The sequence below is a fragment of the Bacillus sp. X1(2014) genome, assembly GCF_007678255.1.
The window spans coordinates 410883-425616 of sequence record NZ_VEED01000001.1; the positions used below are offsets into that span (position 1 = coordinate 410883).

The window sequence follows — 14734 nt, forward strand, 5'->3', positions numbered from 1 at the left end:
TAAAAACACCCCTTTTATTTTTTAGGCATTACTGCTACCCGATGGCTTGGTACATCTAAGGCGCGTGTAACGGCTTCTACAATCCACTTTTTAACTTGAATATTCTCAGCGCCTTTCGCTACGACAAGGACTCCTCGAATTTCTGGCTTTTTTGTTTCTACCACAATAGGAACCTCTTTTTCGCCATCACGGATGATGACTAGCTGCTCATCTGTTGAGGCCTCTTGAACTTTACGTTCTCCGCCTTCTCGATCTGTTTCTTCTGTCGTTTGTGATTTGGAAACCCTATTTTTTTCTAGGACCTTTTTATCTGTTGAATCGATATTGACGACAACTGTAACATCATTTACCCCTAACATTTGCTGGAGGGCTTTTTTTAGTTGACTTTCATATTTTTCTTCATATTCGGACACGGCCTTATTGCCTGAACTCTTGTTTAGACCAAAGGCAGGTACGTCTTCGGCATCGACCTTATCACTGGCTGTAACCGGGATATCTGCTGAACTCGGGTTTTTTTTGAAAACAATATTGCCAACAAGCATAAAGGCTGCACCAATGCATAAAACAACAATCATATATTGGTATTTTCCTGGCTTTTTTTCAGAATTGCCTTCGATTTTCAGCACCTTTTTAAGCCATGAAAATGGCCCCTGGTTTTTATTATCCATTTTTGTTATTAATCCCCCCTTCAATCGAAACTTCAACTGTTTTTTCGGTCACATTCCATTTTTGCGAAAGAAAAGCGGCTATTTTTTCAGTTTCTTCTGTTGAGCTTTTAGATGGAAGAGGTGTTTCTGTGTTAATTTCAACTTGTTTAATTGCTTCGACTGTCTTCACTTCGTTTTCTGGTTGTTTCAGAAGAACCATAACCTTTTGGAGGTTTTCAGGGAATGCTTGGTCGCTTTCTTCATTTGTAGCTAGGTCAATTTTCGCTATCTCCAATCCGTATTGTTCCATCAACTCCTCTTTCACGTCCTTTTCCAGTTGGACAGCCATTTCTTCTAAAATATATGCATGTTGTAATGCTTGTATTTCTTTTTTCTTCAAATCTATTGAATTTTTCATATTTTTTTCTCCAGGGGCTTGATATGAAGGGATAGATCCAAGTGCAGTTTCAAAATCCTTGGAGATCAATTTAAAGATTGGGGTTAGAATAATCGCAATTAAGAGGAGCCCTGTCACCATTTTCGTATATTTTTGCATACTTGAATTTGGGAGGAGCATATCAATTACCGTTGCTAGTAAGATAAAGAGAATAATATTCGTTACCCACTCTATTAAAAAATCCATTTTTCTCCCCCCTATCTGATCATCATCGTCAGATTTCCAGCTGCTACAATAACTGTTACACATAAAAAGAACATAAGTGACACAATTCCCAATGCAGCGAAAACATATATGACACTTTTACTAATAATGTCTAGACAGGTAATAATGGGACCGCCGCCTAACGGCTGTAAAATTGCAGCTGCAAATTTATAAATAAAGGCAATCATTAATATTTTAATAGCCGGAAAGGCTACGATAATAAGTAAGATTCCTACCCCAGCAATACCTACCGTATTTTTTAACAGGACTGATGCACTAACGATCGTATCCGTAGCATCTGTAAACATCCTGCCGATGACAGGAATAAAATTTCCTGTCACAAACTTCGCTGTCCTGATTGTTATTCCATCTGAAACAGCAGCTGAAGCTCCCTGTACTGAGACAACACCCAGGAACACAGTTAAAAAGAGTCCCATTAACCCAATACTCCAGTTTCTTAGCAGCGCTGCTAATTGTGACACTTTATATTGGTCGGACATTGTACTCACAATACTCAAAAGTGTAGCTAGAAAAAGGAGTGGCAGAATGATATACTGCATAAATAATCCGCTCATATTCATTAGAAATAATACCACCGGATGAAAAAAGGCTGCTGAAATCAGGCCTCCTGATGCTGCAATTAATGCAAGTAAAAGTGGGACAAGAGCAAGCACAAACGAGATCATCGAACCGATTGCCTCATTTGTATAACTGATTGCGATATGAAAGCTATTTAGTGCAATAATGACTAACACCATATAAACGATCGAATAGGCAACTTTGCTAATGGCGCTTTTCTCAAAAGCATTTTGCATCGACTGAAGGAACATACTAAAAATGGTTAACATAATCAATGACCCTAGTAATTTACCGTTTGCAACAAATTCATGAAAGGCAAATTTTACTATTCCCAATCCCCATTGTTTTAAAGAAAATTTTTTCTCACCACTAATAAAGTCATACAAACTGCCTTTCTGACTTTCTGGAAGGAAGCCCCCGTACTTATACTTGATGTCCTCCCAAAATTGTTTAAGTTCTGTGATATCGAGCGATTTGAGCTGTTCATCAACCAACTCCTGAGGGGAAAGTGGATTGGATTGGTCTTTACCCTCTTCAGCAGCTTGTACACTTGGAATCAATAAAAAAAAGAATAGGAGAATGATAATAGGAATAAACTGCAATCGCTGCTTCAACTTTTTCTACACCTCTTTTTCGGGTATGTCATTAACTCGGAATCAGCTTGATGATTGTTTCGATCAATACAGTTAATATCGGAATAGCCATTGCAAGTATAATAATTTTTCCAGCTATCTCAATTTTAGAGGAGAGTGCTCCCTGACCTGCATCCTTGGTAATCTGGGCCGCAAATTCGGCAATATACGCAATTCCTATGATTTTAAGAATCGTTTCAATATAAACCATATTCACATTTGCATTCACTGCCAGTTTTTCAAGCATATGAATAATTTCATATATTTTATCTACTAAAAAGAGAAAAATAACACAGCCTACAAAGACGACTAAGAGAAAAGCAAAATTTGGCTTTTGTTCCTTCACAATTAAAGCGAGAAAAGTTGCTACGAGTGCTATGCCGACGATTTTTATGATTTCAATCTTAGGGCCCCTCCTTTCATTGAAATAAAAATACTGATTTAATTTTTTGAAAGAGATCGTCTACAATGGAAGCTACCTGAAATAATATATAAATGAACCCAAATAACGTGACCCACTGAGCGTATTCCTTTTTCCCCACTTGGTCCAAAACAGTATGCAAAAAGGCTACCACGATTCCCACACCTGCAATTTTAAATATGATATCCACTTCTAACCCCATTGCTTTTCCCCCTAAAATAATAAAATAATCAGTAATAATCCTGACAAGAATCCCAGGCTCTTTACCATTTTTTCGTATGTTGCTTGTGCTTGAATCGCTTCTGCCTCTTCTCTTTCAAGATGTGTCAGTGTCAGCATAATGTGTTTTTGCTGGGAGATACGATCATGCCGGCCTAGGGTTTCCCCAAATTGCTTCATAATCTCAAATTCTCCTTGTTTTAAAGCTGTAGAACTCCATATATCTCTTAAACTTGTTTCCCAGGCTTCTTTAACCGTTGTCTCAGTGTCCGTTAATTTTTTGGAAAAAGCTTCAAAAAAGGTCGAAAGTGGTTTGGATAATTGGTCGGCTAACCTTCGGGCAGCTTCATGTAACGGTGTATGACCGTACATAATTTCTGCTTCAAGTGATTGAAGTGCAGACCTTAACGCTCTGAGTTGTCTTGGCCGTTCACTAAAGCGTCTGGAAATCTCAAATCCAATCCAGGTTGTCGCGACAATGATGAAAACCGCTCCTATTAGCTTAATCATTTATGTCACTCTCACTTTTTGATTCATTTCATTACCATTTGCATCTAAAATATGTGCAATTGTCCCCGGGCCCGATGACCTATTTAGAACAATAAAGCGTTGAAAGATTTTTTGTTCGAGAATATATCGTAGAGATGGTCTGTTCTTTACTTCTTCAATGCTCGTCCCATGAGTGGTCATCATCAAAGTGATTCCTGCATGAACAGCCTCTTGGATCGCCTCACTATCTTCTTTCCGGCCGATTTCATCCACTACCAATATATCTGGACTCATAGAACGGATCATCATCATCATTCCTTCAGCTTTCGGACAGGCATCTAATACATCCAAACGGTCACCAAAGGTCAATTGCGGGATCCCATTAACACAACCGGCAATTTCACTTCGTTCATCTACAATTCCGACCTTACTTGACTCTATCCCCCTTACACTGAATCCTGAGGAAGCAATTCTTGCAATATCACGCAGTAATGTCGTTTTACCTGTTTGGGGCGGTCCAATCACCATGGTATGCATCCAACTGCCTTGAAAGATGTATGGTATAAGCGGTTCTGCTATCCCTACCTTCTCCCTGGCAATCCGTATATTAAAAGAGGAGATATCCCTAATCGCCTTCACCTTGCCACCCTCAAGGATTACCTTGCCAGCAAGCCCAATCCGATGTCCTCCAGATACAGTTATAAACCCCTGTTTAAGCTCCTCTTCAAGTGTATAGATGGAGAAATGACTGATTTTATTCATTAGATGAATAGCATCTTCTGGTTGGATAATATAGGATAAAAATCTGGGTTTCCCTTTCATTGTTATTTCAATTGGGCGATTGATGCGAATACGAATTTCTTCTAATTCTTCTTTTTGGTTGGGAGGGATTTTGCTGATTATGTCTGCTATTTTTTTTGGTAAGAAATTTAGGATTTTTTCCACGTGTGCAACCTCCTCAAATTTACATTTCTCATTATTTAAAATGTATGCCTGCTTGGTCACATTATGACTTTCAAATCTGTCAATTCTTTTTCAATATCCTAGTTATTGCTAGAACAAAGTTTGATAAGTTAACAGGAATTAATATTCGGAACGTATCATAAGGTAAACCGTATTCATTAGGAATGTATATTCATGAAGGAGGCGCTAAAAAGTGTACAATTTCAATTCACCTTCCCTTGACCGTAATGGACACCCACACAAGGGCAACTTAATTAAAGTATTGGGTGAGGGAGAAATAGACGTACAGCCTGACTCGGCTTCAGTGAACTTGGGGATAATTACTGAAAGTAAACAATTAATCACAGCGCAACAGCAGAACTCTGCCGAAGCAACTAAGGTAATCAACTCACTTATTGCACTGGGCATACCAAAAAATCATATTCAAACCTTCGATTATCGAATTGAATCCGAGTATGATTTTGATCAAGGAAAACAAATTTTTCGCGGCTATAAAATAACTCATATTTTGAAGGTAATAATAGATGATTTATCCATAATCGGAAATGTGGTAGACACTGCTGTTCAAAACGGGGTAAACTACGTCTCTAATGTTCAATTTACTGCAAAAAACAAAGATTTATTTTATCAGCAGGCCTTAGTTCTTGCAGTAAATAATGCCACTGAAAAAGCTAAAACCATTGCAAGCACTATAAAGGTAGCGTTAATACCTACACCAATTCTAATCGTTGAAGGAGGAAGTACGGTCCAGCCTGTATTTAATCAGTCTGCAACCTTCGTGAAAGGAATGGCTTCCACACCATTAGAGCCAGGACAAATAAAAGTCAGAGCAGATGTAATCGCAGATTTTAAATTTACCCCTTCACATTAAAAAAGGATTGAACCAATTTTTATGGTTCAATCCTTTTATGTGGTTAATTGTCGTATTTCTTTGCCCAATTATATAATTGCATTTCTGTCACTGGACCATTAAAATGCTCTCTAATGACTCCTTGCTTATCAATCACAAAGGTTTCAGGCTGCCCTGTCACATTATACATTTTGGAGACCTTGGCATTATAATCGAATAAGTAATTCATTCCTGCTTTATTTTTCTCTGTTACTTTATTAATCTTATCCATGGTCTCGCCGCGATTAATCATAAGAAAATTATACTTTTCCCCATATTCTTTTTGAAACGATTCTAATTCCGGTAACTCTTCCTTACACGGAGCGCACCATGATGCAAAATAGTTCAAGATTACAACTTCTCCCTTAAAATCACTGAGTTTGGTTGTACTTCCATCCAAATTTGGCAGTGAAAAATTATAAGCTTTATCCCCTACATCTGTATGTTTTCCTTTTGTTACTAAACTATAACCAAAGAAACCGAACATACCTACAATAAGAATCAATACGAGTAATTTAATGACCCGCTTGTTCATCGTATTTCCTCCTGACACCACTAAGGTTCTATGCAAAAGGCCTGCAAATTCTACACAGGCCCTAATTTAAATCCTAACTATTTTTCCAGTTGTTTTAAGAATTCAATTTCTTTCTTCAATTTTGTATGTCTCTTACCAAGAATTAGCATATATGAAAAAATAACAACCCACGCCACTGAATACGCACTATACATAAATTCAAATCCCATGATTAATTCCTCCTATTTTTCCATGTCTTCTCGTAATTTTTCTTTATACCGCTCAACTTTAAGTTTCATTTTTTCAAAAGAAACACCTTTATGAAGAAGGTAAGAATAAAGAATGGTAAATGCTGCAAGTGAAACAAACAGGGCTATTAACATGGTACCTTCAATACCTCCACCTTTTTGGGAAGGTCCCTCACCAAATACAATTGGGTGAAACTTTGTTTGCCACCAGCGAATTGCGAAGAATACAATTGGAACGTCAGCAAACCCGATAATTCCGAATACAGCAGCCAGCCTAGCTTTTTTATCCCAAACTCCATCCATTTGTCGTATCATAATGTAGGCAATATAGATGAAAAATAGAATCAACGTTGTAATTAACCGCGGTTCCCACACCCACCAAGTATTCCAGGAAGATTTAGCCCAAATCGGACCTGTCGTTAAAACGATAATTGTAAACACAACACCAATTTCCGCAGAAATATAGGCATAGGTGTCAAATATTCTTTTCCGCTTGATTAAAAACAAAATACTAAATACAAATGTTACAAAGAATGCCATGAATGCAAGCCATGCAGAGCTTACATGAAAATAAAAGATTTTTTGGGCAGCACCCATCGTTACTTCCTCAGCAGCAAAGATAAAGATAAAATACAGGGCAACCAGCATAGATATAACTGTCGCAACAAATAAAATCTTTGACAGATCCAGGCTCTTTTTAACAGTTAATTCGGTTCCAGAAAGCACTGCCTTCTCCCGTTCGAGATTCATACTCATCACTTAAACCTCCAGCACATAATCTATTAATAAGAAACAAACAACAAAGAAGATAACATCGTACGCTGTAACCAACTGAATCCACGCCACGGCACTTGAAAATTTCTCCATGTTGGTTAGGATGATTCTTGTTGCTTGAACCACACCGATTAAGATAGGTGTTGTAATCGGAAACAGCAATAGCGGAAGCAGCATTTCACTGCTTTTAGAATTCGCTGCCAATGCAGCTAGGAAGGTACCGATGGCGATAAATCCAAAACTTCCCAGGAAAACTACTAAGATAAAATATGGAATGCTTCCATAGAATTTGAAATCAAATAATAGGAACAAAAACGGGATCGAAACAAGTTCTACGATCAGCATCATCGTAAAATTTGAGAAAAACTTTCCTAAATAAATGCCGGCTGCCTCCATTGGTGCCACCAATAATCCTTGCATCGTATCATTCCGCTGCTCTGATATAAATGACCGGTTCAGACCTAATATTCCTGCAAAAACGATAATTACCCAGATGACTCCAGGAATAACTGCTTTGGTAGTATTATTAGCAGGGTCAAAGGCAAAGCTAAAAACCACAATCACCAGACCAGCAAATATCATTTGTGTGACCATTATCTGCTTTGTTTTAAGCTCGGAATATAGATCCTTTTTAGCTAGTAAGAGGGCTGTTCGAAAAAGGTTCATGATACTCCCTCCACTAATTGTTCATATTTTTCAGAAACATATCCTAAGTTTTGATTTTCAATGTTAAAATCATCGACAATCTTTCCATTTTTAACAATAATAATCCTGTCGCAGATTTCAGCCGCTTGTTTAAAATCATGCGTTACCATCAAGGTAGTCGTCCCTTTTGCTTTCATAGACAGAATCACGTTGTTCAGAATTCCAATCGCCCCTTGGTCCAACCCGGTGTGCGGTTCGTCCAATAAGAGTATTTCTGGTTCATGAACGATTGCCCTTGCGATAGCAATCCTTTGAATCATCCCGCGTGAGAAGTTCTTTACAGGTTCATTCAAAAAGAATGATAATCCTACCTCTTTAACAAGCTCCGTTGCTCGTTGTTCAACATTTTTAACACCATAAATATTTCCGAAGAATACAATATTTTCTAACGGTGTGTAATGATCATAAAGCAAACTGGAATGGGGTAAATAACCCATTATTTTTTTTATTTTTATATGATTTTTTTTCAAATCCAAACCATTAACCTTTATCAGTCCTGATGTAGGTTTTATTAAGGTTGCCAGGACTTTAAGAAGTGTGCTTTTCCCTGCACCATTGGGTCCGAGTATAGCAACGGTTTCTCCTTTATTTATTAAAAGGTCTACACCTCGCAAGATAAGTTTATTATCGGCTTGCTTGGTTAGCTTTTTTATTTCTATCATTTGCAGTCTCTCCCATCCCAGCTGCTACTCTACAAAATTACGCAGATTTAATTTTACTTGGACAAGATGTTGTTTATAAGCTTCAAGCTTTGCGTGATATTCATCCTCTGAAAGCTTCCCATCACCGAAGGATTCTTCCAATTCAATGATCTTATCCATAATTGCTTTTTGCTTGGTCATTAATAGTTTAAATGCCTTCTCTTCCTTATCTGCTCCAAGGCGTTCGTCTAGTATTCTTGCTTTCCTTCTAAAATAGATATAATAAGAGATTCCTGCAATGACAATCGCCACTAAAATAATCAAGAACACGTGCGGGTTAAAACGGTGTAATGAAGACTGCGCCCAAATTCTTAAATGGCCAGGATTATGGAAAGCAGGAGCTGTATGTGTGACTGAGCTATTATTTCCACCTTCGCTAGTTGTTTCCGCCTTTTTGGTCTCATCTGCTGGCGGCTGAACATCTTTGTTATAAACCAGAGTAAACGTCTGGTTAGCCTTAAGTCCTTCAATACTATAGCCAAAGTAATTCTGGTCATCAAATTTGAAGCTGCCTTGACTTGTCGCTTCAGCGCCCTTCACTTCAATACTTCCTCGTCCTTCTGGAACGAGAATCTGCATCATTTGTACGGGATAGTCATTTATTAAACCTATTTCTTTCCCCTTTGCCATTCTATAGCTGTACGGCAATACCATCGTTTGATTGGCTGGAATGGGTGTTGTTGTAATGAAACCCTTTTCTATCTCTTTAAAAGCAATTTGATTATCTAAAAAGTTAAGATCCTCAGCTCCTTCAGGGAGGGTTACATTTAAGACTGCTTCACTTTTTCCGTCACCTTTAAATTCTTGGCCAGTGGTATTTGTATAGTTAACCATATTCATCATATTCGTCCCACCGTCTTCTGTAGGACTAATCACGATATAATGCATATCAATCGAAACTTTTGTATCTGATGCCGCTAAACTATGTAATGGGACTAACAGCATCAGCCCGAGGAAGAAAATGGTGATTTTTTTGATCACTTTCCTTCCCCCTTTTTGTTCTTATAGGTCTTCATCTGAGCTTCAATTTCTTTTTCCACTTCATCCATTAAATCTCTGTCGATATTCGTTTGCATTAATTCTTCTTCTTCCTTCATAATACTAGCCACTTCTGTCTCATATTGTTTCTTTAAATGCTTATAATCAGCATGTGAGATTTTATCCATCTTGAACTCAAATTCTATTTCATTAAGAGTTGTCAAAAGTGCTTCTTTTGTAGCATTGATATCTTTTCCTTTGGAAGAAACCTGTATATAAGAATCCCACTTAAATAAAGGTGATAAGATTAGAAATAGACAAGCAAGCGCTAAAATGGTTGTAAAAATCATCGAAATGACGGTGATATCTTGCATATTGTTCACATCCTAAAGATACTTTTTGCGTTCTTCATCAATGATAGATGAAAGGATTTCTCCTTCTACTTCATCCTCGGGACTTTCGTATTCCGCTACACCTTCTTCTGTTCCTTTTTTCTTCACCCATTTACGGATGATGAAAAACACAGCAATTCCAGCAGCTCCGATTACAACAAACGGCAGGACCCAAGCGGTTAGACTAAAGCCACTTTTCTCCGGTGAGGTTAATATCTCTTCACCATAAATATTGATGTAATATTCACGTATTTTATCCTTATCCCAGCCCTTATTCATCATCTCAACTAGGTCTGCTTTAAACTCAGTTGTTAGATTACATGTATTGGGATCACATTCATAATGATCCTGGCCGCAGCCACATGTACAGGCGAACTGCTGAGCAACTGCTTTGAACTCGGCAGATTTATAGTCAATCTGTTTTGCAGCTTCCACACGAAGGAATGATCCTTGAAAAACGACCAAGATGAGGAGAAGCCCAATATAAATTTTATTTTTCATATTAAGACACCTCTTTGCGAACTCCTGTGTATCTCGGAGTAACATTTCCATATTTTCCATTCCAAACGGCAAACAGTGCACCAATAACTATCATGAAAGATCCGATCCATAACCAATTCATCATTGGATTAACTTTTACAACAAAGGTAGCTTTTCCATCGTCTTCCCATGCACTCAAGACGATGTATAAGTCCTCCTTAAGTGAGGAAATAATGGCAACTTCAGAAGATGGCTGTTCCCAGTTCCCATAAAACACCTTTTCAGGCTGATATGTGCCCAGCTTTTTACCATTTTTAAATACAGTTACATCGGCATAAACGATGTCATTAATTCCTTCTTTTTTCTGATCTAGCCGATCATAGTTGATTCGATAATCTTTTAATTCAATTGACTTTCCTAAATCGACTGTTTTCATAGTTTGTAAATCATAATTCTGTGAACCTATAATCCCCATCGTAATAAAGGCAATTCCAAGGTGAACGATATATCCGCCATATCTGCGCCGATTTCGAATCATTAAACGATAGAGGGCCACTAGTGGAGATTCCTTGGTCATCTTTCTTCTAGCTTTCACACCTCTATAAAACTCTAAGAAATGGGTAATTAATAATAGACTGATAACTCCATAACCAATGACTGCCCAGGCCTTTTGAATTCCTAAAACTACCATTAAAATCATTGCTAGGATCGCAAGGATAGCTGGAATCATAAAGTTTTTCCTAAGATTTTTTACGGTAGATTTTTGCCAAGCAAGCAACGGACAAACCGCCATGATGAACATCATTGATAATAGAATCGGTGCCTCAACCTTATTAAAGAATGGAAGTCCTACCGTAACTTTTGTACCACGTACAGCTTCCGATACTAAAGGGAAAATGGTTCCCCAAAATACAGCAAAGGCGGCACCAACAAGTAATAAATTATTGATTAAGAAGCTGCTTTCTTTAGAGACAAAGGAGTTAAATTCACCTGCACTCCTTTTAAGGAGGTTGTATCGGCTCATCAATACATAAAGCGCTCCTATGACCGCCACGCCCATAAAGATTAAGAAGTATAATCCTAGGTTTGAATTGGCGAAGGCATGGACAGATGTCAGTACCCCGCTTCGTACAAGGAATGTACCAAATAAAGTAAGTGCATAGGAAACAATGATTAAGCTAATATTCCATATCTTTAACATGTTTTTTCGTTCCTGAATCATAACAGAGTGCAGGAATGCAGTAGCCGTTAACCACGGCATAAAGGAAGCATTTTCAACTGGATCCCACGCCCAGTATCCGCCCCATCCAAGTTCAACATAAGCCCATTGCCCGCCAAAGATATTACCTAGACTTAAAAATAACCAAGCAATAATCGTCCAGCGTCTTGTCATTTTAATCCAGAAATCATCAACGTTTTTTAAGATTAGTGCAGCCATCGCAAAGGCAAATGGGATGGCAAGACCAACATATCCTAAGTAAAGTGTGACTGGATGAATAATCATACCAGGGTTTTGAAGCATTGGATTTAAGCCTTTACCTTCGATTGGAATCTCATCTAATAGAATGAAAGGTTTTGCTACAAAGCCTAGAATAAAGAAGAAGAAAACCGCATTTGCAAGTAAGATGGCAGAAATGTATGGAACCATTGGGTTTCCTTTTAACTTCCGTGAGAAAGCAATCATAAAGGTGTAAAGAGTTAGGAAAAACGTCCACAATAACAACGAACCGGCATTTCCAGCCCATAGTGCGGTGAGTTTATAGATGATAGGGAGTTCACTGCTTGTGTAATCATGAACATATTCATATTGAAATTGAGATGTTGCTAAAAGGTAAAATAATGATAGCATTGCAAGTGATGAACAAACCAATAATGCAATTAATCCACCTTTACCACTGTTAACGAACTTTTGATTTTTTGTGCTAATTCCCAACGTCATAATAAGGAGAGAATAAATCGCAATGGCTAAGCCTATATAAATTGTTGCGTTGGCAAATAAATACATTTCGTCACCTTCTTAAGTTAGCCTGTTATTTTTCTTTCGGTGTTTTATTTAACTTATCTTTATGTGTTTCTGGATCGTAATCTTTGATGTCTTTTCCCTCGTATTTAGATGGGCACCTTGTTTTAACTGTCTCAGCAACGAATGTGTTCTTTTTAGTTGGTGCCCCTTGGAGGATCGTGATCACACCTTCTGAGAAATTATCTGGCTTAGTTCCGTTGTGAATGACGTGCATAACATTACCGTCGTTATCTTTCACATCAAATTTCAATTCAATTTTGTTTGCATCCCATTTAATCGAGTCTTCTATTAGTAAACCCTCAACTGTAACAAAATCATTTTTATGTTGTTCTTGAGTAGCCAAAAGCTCCTTCATTGTTAACTCAACACCACTTGATCCAGGAGTTGCTGCCATCAAAAGGAAAACAATGGCACCCGCAATAATAAACCCACCTAGCATTACAATCGTATTTTTTTTCATTTTACTCATCACCTCATTAGATTAATTTTTTCATTTCCTCTTCGTACATTTCCTGGTCAATCTTTCCTGTTAACAACTTTTTGCGTAATTCTTTCTTTTCCTCAGAATTTGCTATTTTGTTGTCCTTTTTTGCCGATTGAGTTTGGTTCCTGGGTTGTGTTTTAGTTTTTTTGTTAACCTTAGACGCTGAGTGCGAATTTCCTTTTAAGCCTAGGAACACAAAGAGACCTGCTATAACTATCGCAATTCCAATGATTGCTGCACCACCGAGTCCGATAATAGGACGTTTGGAAGTATTGGATGCTCCACCATTTTTAACAACTTGATCTGTTGCAGTTACACCACTATGGTTTTCATCATTTGGCGGCTGCTTTTTGTTTATAGCCTCCATCGTAGATTCAGTACCATCCTTTTTATACGAGAAGGAGTATTTTAAGCCTGCATCAGCTTTTACATTTTGGTATTGGTAGTAATAGAGCTCTTCTCCATATTCATTTTTCGAATTGTTCTCTGCTTTTGGCTCAATTTCAATTTCCTTAGCATCCATGGGAGCATAAAAAATCACATCTAAAAGATCGATATTAGCTTTATTTTTAAGCTCATATGTAAAAGTCTTGTTGTCCTTCACATTGATCGACTTAGTATAGTACTCAATAACAAATTCGTAAGTTTCATTATTCTTAATCGCCTTAGCTGGCTTCCAAGTAATAAGTCCTTTTTCTTTATCAACATCATACGGACGTTGTACTTCAGGCTTATCTTTTTCAGGGAATTCTGCTACCAAGAAGGCTTCAAAGCCTTTATCCATTGCTGGAACGGCAATCTCTATCTTGCCATCATAATCTTGACCACTTTTATTGGTAATGGTTCCGTACTGGCCAACTAATAAGGACGGAGTATCACGCGACCAACCTTCGGGATAATCAAACTCTGGCATTACTTGAATCTGCATTTCCTTAAAAGGAAATTTTTCTGCATGAAAGGCTGTTTCAGCACTAGCCTCTGGCAAAATGAAATTCGTTAAAAATGATGCGATTACGAATAATGCCAACCACTTTTTCTTTAGCATCTTAATCCTCCTTGACTTGAAGAAAATACTATTTTTTACTATAGTCCTCTTTGAAATAAATATAATCTTTATCCGAACTTATTTGTTGAATCACTCTTGAACATTTTGTTAAAGGATATAAATCGTTGCGTTTTCGTCAAAAATCCACAACAAAATGTTCACATTTAGCATATGATGCAAAAAAAGACCTGAATCCACTTGATAGATTCAGGTCTTACAACTATATTTCATTTATTACTTCTCCAATGATCGGATATAAGTAACAATATCAGTAATATCCTTTTCTTTCAGTTGACGTGCACCTTCTAAACCTTTTAATGAAGGTCCCATCCGTGTTTCTTCACGACCATACGCTGCATCAATCCAAATTTGTTTATCAGTAGTGTATTTCAAATATTGTGGATTAGAAAGTGCCGTTCCCATTTTCTCCTTACCAACACCAGCTTCACCATGGCAGTTAAGGCAATATAAGTTAAATTGTGCCTTCCCACGCTCAGGATCACCAGAAATTGTTTTTGGGGCATCAAATTCTATTTCCTTTGTTTGCCAGTCTCTTATAAAAGCAACAAGATTGTTTAATTCCTTGTTTGATAGTCTTGGACCATAGGCAGGCATAACTGTGCCATCTCTTCCATACTTTACATAATTATAAAGATCTTTATCGGATACATTGCTTAAAAAATTCTGGCTATTTAAGGTTGTCCCAGTTTTTGAGCCTTCTCCTTTTCCTGTCTCACCGTGACAAGAGATACAATTTTTTTTGTATATTATCTCACCTGCGGCAATAGCCTCTGACTTCTTGCTATTGAATATGCCACTATTACTTATACAGACAATAATACCAATAATAATCAAAATATAAAATCCGATTAATATTTTTTTCATGGGTT

General features: G+C 37.5%; 20 protein-coding genes. 1 reads left to right on the plus strand and 19 read right to left on the minus strand.

All coding sequences use genetic code 11. The features are described 5' to 3' along the window. Positions 1-14: 14 nt before the first annotated feature. The 7 genes from spoIIIAG to spoIIIAA are packed head-to-tail and all read right to left on the minus strand — an operon-like array spanning position 15 to position 4593. Positions 15-668 (minus strand): stage III sporulation protein AG, encoded by a 654-nt coding sequence (gene spoIIIAG / locus FS608_RS02160; RefSeq protein ID WP_144547631.1) that lies wholly within the window; start codon positions 666-668, stop codon positions 15-17. Continuing rightward, positions 661-1290, minus strand: a complete 630-nt coding sequence (gene spoIIIAF, locus FS608_RS02165) for a stage III sporulation protein AF (RefSeq protein WP_144547632.1) — start codon at positions 1288-1290, stop codon at positions 661-663. The genes spoIIIAG and spoIIIAF overlap by 8 nt, the downstream gene beginning before the upstream one ends. Positions 1291-1301: 11 nt before the next feature. After that, the gene (gene spoIIIAE, locus FS608_RS02170; RefSeq protein WP_144547633.1) at positions 1302-2501 is read right to left on the minus strand and encodes a stage III sporulation protein AE; all 1200 of its coding nucleotides are present in this window, start codon (positions 2499-2501) and stop codon (positions 1302-1304) included. A 31-nt stretch (positions 2502-2532) separates the two neighbouring features. Continuing rightward, on the minus strand, positions 2533-2913 hold the full coding sequence (gene spoIIIAD, locus FS608_RS02175) for a stage III sporulation protein AD (RefSeq protein WP_144547634.1): 381 nt from the start codon (positions 2911-2913) through the stop codon (positions 2533-2535). A gap of 25 nt (positions 2914-2938) precedes the next feature. After that, positions 2939-3142 (minus strand): stage III sporulation protein AC, encoded by a 204-nt coding sequence (gene spoIIIAC, locus FS608_RS02180; RefSeq protein WP_007084610.1) that lies wholly within the window; start codon positions 3140-3142, stop codon positions 2939-2941. An 11-nt stretch (positions 3143-3153) separates the two neighbouring features. Further along, positions 3154-3669 carry a stage III sporulation protein SpoIIIAB gene (gene spoIIIAB, locus FS608_RS02185; RefSeq protein WP_144547635.1) on the minus strand — a complete coding sequence of 172 codons (516 nt, stop codon included), beginning with the start codon at positions 3667-3669 and terminating at the stop codon, positions 3154-3156. After that, positions 3670-4593, minus strand: coding sequence for a stage III sporulation protein AA (gene spoIIIAA / locus FS608_RS02190; protein WP_144547636.1), 924 nt, complete (start codon positions 4591-4593; stop codon positions 3670-3672). A 211-nt stretch (positions 4594-4804) separates the two neighbouring features. Here spoIIIAA and FS608_RS02195 point away from each other — a divergent pair, with 211 nt between their 5' ends. Beyond that, positions 4805-5482, plus strand: a complete 678-nt coding sequence (locus FS608_RS02195) for an SIMPL domain-containing protein (RefSeq protein ID WP_144547637.1) — start codon at positions 4805-4807, stop codon at positions 5480-5482. 43 nt (positions 5483-5525) lie between these two features. Here FS608_RS02195 and FS608_RS02200 read toward each other — a convergent pair whose 3' ends face one another. The 12 genes from FS608_RS02200 to FS608_RS02255 all read right to left on the minus strand — a co-directional run bounded on the left by FS608_RS02200 (position 5526) and on the right by FS608_RS02255 (position 14729). Next, on the minus strand, positions 5526-6035 hold the full coding sequence (locus tag FS608_RS02200; protein WP_144547638.1) for a TlpA family protein disulfide reductase: 510 nt from the start codon (positions 6033-6035) through the stop codon (positions 5526-5528). A gap of 77 nt (positions 6036-6112) precedes the next feature. After that, positions 6113-6244: a CcmD family protein gene (locus FS608_RS02205; RefSeq protein ID WP_144547639.1), complete on the minus strand. Its 132-nt coding sequence runs from the start codon at positions 6242-6244 to the stop codon at positions 6113-6115. 12 nt (positions 6245-6256) lie between these two features. Next, positions 6257-7018, minus strand: coding sequence for a cytochrome c biogenesis protein (locus tag FS608_RS02210; RefSeq protein WP_144547640.1), 762 nt, complete (start codon positions 7016-7018; stop codon positions 6257-6259). A 3-nt stretch (positions 7019-7021) separates the two neighbouring features. Next, positions 7022-7702 (minus strand): heme exporter protein CcmB, encoded by a 681-nt coding sequence (locus tag FS608_RS02215; protein ID WP_144547641.1) that lies wholly within the window; start codon positions 7700-7702, stop codon positions 7022-7024. Next, positions 7699-8403: an ABC transporter ATP-binding protein gene (locus FS608_RS02220; protein ID WP_144547642.1), complete on the minus strand. Its 705-nt coding sequence runs from the start codon at positions 8401-8403 to the stop codon at positions 7699-7701. The genes FS608_RS02215 and FS608_RS02220 overlap by 4 nt, the downstream gene beginning before the upstream one ends. A gap of 24 nt (positions 8404-8427) precedes the next feature. Continuing rightward, positions 8428-9423, minus strand: a complete 996-nt coding sequence (locus FS608_RS02225; RefSeq protein WP_144547643.1) for a hypothetical protein — start codon at positions 9421-9423, stop codon at positions 8428-8430. After that, on the minus strand, positions 9420-9794 hold the full coding sequence (locus FS608_RS02230; protein WP_144547644.1) for a hypothetical protein: 375 nt from the start codon (positions 9792-9794) through the stop codon (positions 9420-9422). Before FS608_RS02230 ends, FS608_RS02225 begins: the two co-directional genes overlap by 4 nt. 12 nt (positions 9795-9806) lie before the next feature. After that, positions 9807-10313, minus strand: coding sequence for a cytochrome c-type biogenesis protein CcmH (locus tag FS608_RS02235; RefSeq protein WP_144547645.1), 507 nt, complete (start codon positions 10311-10313; stop codon positions 9807-9809). 1 nt (position 10314) lies between these two features. Further along, positions 10315-12297: a heme lyase CcmF/NrfE family subunit gene (locus FS608_RS02240; RefSeq protein WP_144547646.1), complete on the minus strand. Its 1983-nt coding sequence runs from the start codon at positions 12295-12297 to the stop codon at positions 10315-10317. Positions 12298-12322: 25 nt separating this feature from the next. Then, positions 12323-12775 carry a cytochrome c maturation protein CcmE gene (locus FS608_RS02245; RefSeq protein WP_144547647.1) on the minus strand — a complete coding sequence of 151 codons (453 nt, stop codon included), beginning with the start codon at positions 12773-12775 and terminating at the stop codon, positions 12323-12325. 16 nt (positions 12776-12791) lie between these two features. After that, positions 12792-13844, minus strand: a complete 1053-nt coding sequence (locus FS608_RS02250) for a hypothetical protein (protein ID WP_144547648.1) — start codon at positions 13842-13844, stop codon at positions 12792-12794. 234 nt (positions 13845-14078) lie between these two features. After that, positions 14079-14729, minus strand: coding sequence for a c-type cytochrome (locus FS608_RS02255; RefSeq protein ID WP_144547649.1), 651 nt, complete (start codon positions 14727-14729; stop codon positions 14079-14081). Between the last annotated feature and the right edge of the window lie 5 nt (positions 14730-14734).

Excerpts from the sequence above, each read along its gene's own strand:
- FS608_RS02245 (WP_144547647.1), bottom strand. The coding sequence starts at position 12,775 with ATGAAAAAAAATACGATTGTAATGCTAGGTGGGTTTATTATTGCGGGT.
- FS608_RS02220 (WP_144547642.1), bottom strand. The coding sequence starts at position 8,403 with ATGATAGAAATAAAAAAGCTAACCAAGCAAGCCGATAATAAACTTATC.
- spoIIIAF (WP_144547632.1), bottom strand. The coding sequence starts at position 1,290 with ATGGATTTTTTAATAGAGTGGGTAACGAATATTATTCTCTTTATCTTA.
- spoIIIAC (WP_007084610.1), bottom strand. The coding sequence starts at position 3,142 with ATGGGGTTAGAAGTGGATATCATATTTAAAATTGCAGGTGTGGGAATC.
- FS608_RS02235 (WP_144547645.1), bottom strand. The coding sequence starts at position 10,313 with ATGAAAAATAAAATTTATATTGGGCTTCTCCTCATCTTGGTCGTTTTT.
- spoIIIAB (WP_144547635.1), bottom strand. The coding sequence starts at position 3,669 with ATGATTAAGCTAATAGGAGCGGTTTTCATCATTGTCGCGACAACCTGG.
- FS608_RS02215 (WP_144547641.1), bottom strand. The coding sequence starts at position 7,702 with ATGAACCTTTTTCGAACAGCCCTCTTACTAGCTAAAAAGGATCTATAT.
- spoIIIAG (WP_144547631.1), bottom strand. The coding sequence starts at position 668 with ATGGATAATAAAAACCAGGGGCCATTTTCATGGCTTAAAAAGGTGCTG.
- FS608_RS02255 (WP_144547649.1), bottom strand. The coding sequence starts at position 14,729 with ATGAAAAAAATATTAATCGGATTTTATATTTTGATTATTATTGGTATT.
- FS608_RS02240 (WP_144547646.1), bottom strand. The coding sequence starts at position 12,297 with ATGTATTTATTTGCCAACGCAACAATTTATATAGGCTTAGCCATTGCG.
- FS608_RS02205 (WP_144547639.1), bottom strand. The coding sequence starts at position 6,244 with ATGGGATTTGAATTTATGTATAGTGCGTATTCAGTGGCGTGGGTTGTT.
- FS608_RS02210 (WP_144547640.1), bottom strand. The coding sequence starts at position 7,018 with ATGAGTATGAATCTCGAACGGGAGAAGGCAGTGCTTTCTGGAACCGAA.
- FS608_RS02250 (WP_144547648.1), bottom strand. The coding sequence starts at position 13,844 with ATGCTAAAGAAAAAGTGGTTGGCATTATTCGTAATCGCATCATTTTTA.
- FS608_RS02230 (WP_144547644.1), bottom strand. The coding sequence starts at position 9,794 with ATGCAAGATATCACCGTCATTTCGATGATTTTTACAACCATTTTAGCG.
- FS608_RS02200 (WP_144547638.1), bottom strand. The coding sequence starts at position 6,035 with ATGAACAAGCGGGTCATTAAATTACTCGTATTGATTCTTATTGTAGGT.